Here is a 2373-nt window from a genome sequence, read left to right on the forward strand (position 1 = left end):
AAGGTAAAATTTATCATTTTACTTCCTTGTTGGTTTTTGAAGATAATTGATTGATCATCGTTTCCAGTTCTTTGGCTACGATTGGTTTAATTAAGAAGGGAATATTCATTTTTTCTGCAATCTTTTTTACGGCAACATCTGCAGAAATAATGATTGTTTTAAGCATTAAGTTTAATTGTGTCGATATATCTAAGCCTGTCCCATCACCGAGATGGTAATCCGAAATTAAAATATCTACATGATTTTTTTCTGCAATTGCTATAGCTTCACGGACCGATTTAGCACCGCTACAAAGCATCGCATTATCCATGTTTTGGATAACGTCCATTAAGGCAGCCAAGCCGTGAGCTTCATCATCGACGAGTAATACTGAAATGCCCTGCTCTGTTTGTTGGACTTTTGTTATTGGCTTGGAATTATTCACGCCCGGACATTAATCCGAAAAATTTACAATGCATCATGAGATGTTGTGAACGGGTCTATAGTGTTGTGAACGGGTCTATGGTGATGTGAATGGGACCTATGGTGATGCGAATGGGACCGAGACACCAAAAATTTTGGGATATTTTTCGGTGAATACCCATTATTTAAGGTTCCAAATTTCCCAAGATCCGATTTCAACAGCCTGTTATAATTGATCTAAATAATGTTGAAAACCAACATGTTAAGAATTGGTTAAATCGGGTTGAGGTTTTGGTTCCCGGGTCTCATGCTTCGCCCGGGATGACAGTAAAAGAAGGCGAGCAGGGATGCTCCCAGCGCTTCCCAGTTCTTAAATAGGGCTTCCAATCAATTCAAATTCGTTGGCCGATTCAACTTTTACATTAACGAATTCGCCTTTTGGTAGCGCAGCCTTAATGTGCACGATATTATCAATTTCAGGTGAATCAAATTCCGTCCGTCCCACCGAAACGGTATCGCCACTTTTATCCACCAATACTTTAAAAGTTTGCCCAATCATAGCTTCATTCTTCTCTGAACTAATACTCGCTTGCATATCCATAATGGCAGCTTTTCGGTTATTTTTTACTTCAGCTGGAACATTGTCATCGAGCGCTTCTGCCAAAGTGCCTTCTTCTTCTGAATAAGTAAAAACGCCCAAGCGGTCAAATTCCATTTCTTCTATAAAATCATATAATTCTTTAAAATGGTCATCTGTCTCACCGGGATATCCCACAATGAGTGTGGTTCGAATTCGAATTTCAGGAATTGCTTTTCGCAACTTTTGTACACGATTACGGATACCCTCTTGCCCTAATCCTCGTCGCATGGATTTTAAAATTTTATCCGAACCATGTTGAATGGGCATATCTAAATATCGGCATACCCTTTTTGATTCTGCCATTGAATCAATAATCCGTTGTGACAAATGGGCTGGATGGGCATAATGGAGACGAATCCAATCAATATCGAGATTATTCAATTCTAATATTAAATCGCTGAGATATTTTTTTGGTTTAAGATCCCAGCCATAACTGGTGGAATCCTGGGCGATGACCAGCATTTCTTTTACGCCTTGTTCAACCAACTTTTCCGCTTCCCACATAATGGAGTCAATGCCACGGCTTTTCTGCAATCCCCGCATAATGGGAATGCTACAAAACGAACAACCATTGTCACATCCTTCGGCAATTTTCAAATAGGCATAATGACTGGGGGTCATCAAGGAGCGATAAAACAATGGATCATCCTGGGCAAATTCTTTCCCTGTCAAAAATGATGCAATTTGTTTATGATCATTGCTGCCAAAAAAGCGATCTACTTCGGGAATTTCTGTTGCCAATTCTTCTGGATATCTTTCGGATAGACACCCCATAACCACGAGCTGTTTTAGTTTTCCGGACTTTTTCAGTTCAGCCGCCTGAAGAATCGTTTCGATTGATTCTTCTCTAGCCATATCCAAAAACCCACAGGTATTTACCACAATGGTGTCCGCTTCTTCTGGTTCTTGTGTAATATCAAAATTGGAATTTTTAAGTCCACCTAAAAGAATTTCAGAATCAACCAATGCTTTGGCACAACCCAGGCTAATCAAATTCAATTTTTGATTTTTGTCACTCATTCTTCTTCTGCCGTCCCCAATAATCCTTGTACGTACTCAATTCGATTAAAGACAAAAAGATCAGCAAGATCTTCTCCCACGCCAATAAATTTCACAGGAATATCCAATTCTTTGAATAATGGGAAAACAATACCCCCTTTTGCAGTACCATCCATCTTAGTCAAAACAGCACCATCGACTTGAACCGTATTGGCAAACTCCCGCGCTTGGATTAATGAATTTTGTCCCAAACTAGCATCCAATGTAATCAGTGAGTGAATTTCAAAATCTGGGAATCGCGTTTCGGCAACACGATACATTTTTTCCAATTC

At 39.5% G+C, this 2373-nt stretch carries 3 protein-coding genes; all 3 read right to left on the bottom strand.

What is annotated here, in order from left to right; all coding sequences use genetic code 11:
• Positions 1 to 13 precede the first annotated feature (13 nt).
• The gene (locus HN459_04100; GenBank protein ID MBT3478626.1) at positions 14 to 424 is read right to left on the bottom strand and encodes a response regulator; all 411 of its coding nucleotides are present in this window, start codon (positions 422 to 424) and stop codon (positions 14 to 16) included.
• Positions 425 to 772: 348 nt separating this feature from the next.
• Positions 773 to 2062, bottom strand: a complete 1290-nt coding sequence (gene rimO, locus HN459_04105) for a 30S ribosomal protein S12 methylthiotransferase RimO (GenBank protein MBT3478627.1) — start codon at positions 2060 to 2062, stop codon at positions 773 to 775.
• Positions 2059 to 2373: signal recognition particle-docking protein FtsY (locus HN459_04110; GenBank protein MBT3478628.1), on the bottom strand; the 315-nt coding region annotated here is incomplete at its 5' end. The genes HN459_04110 and rimO, both read right to left, overlap by 4 nt.

This window comes from Candidatus Neomarinimicrobiota bacterium (genome assembly GCA_018647265.1).
In the GTDB taxonomy this organism is placed as follows: domain Bacteria; phylum Fidelibacterota; class Marinisomatia; order Marinisomatales; family TCS55; genus TCS55.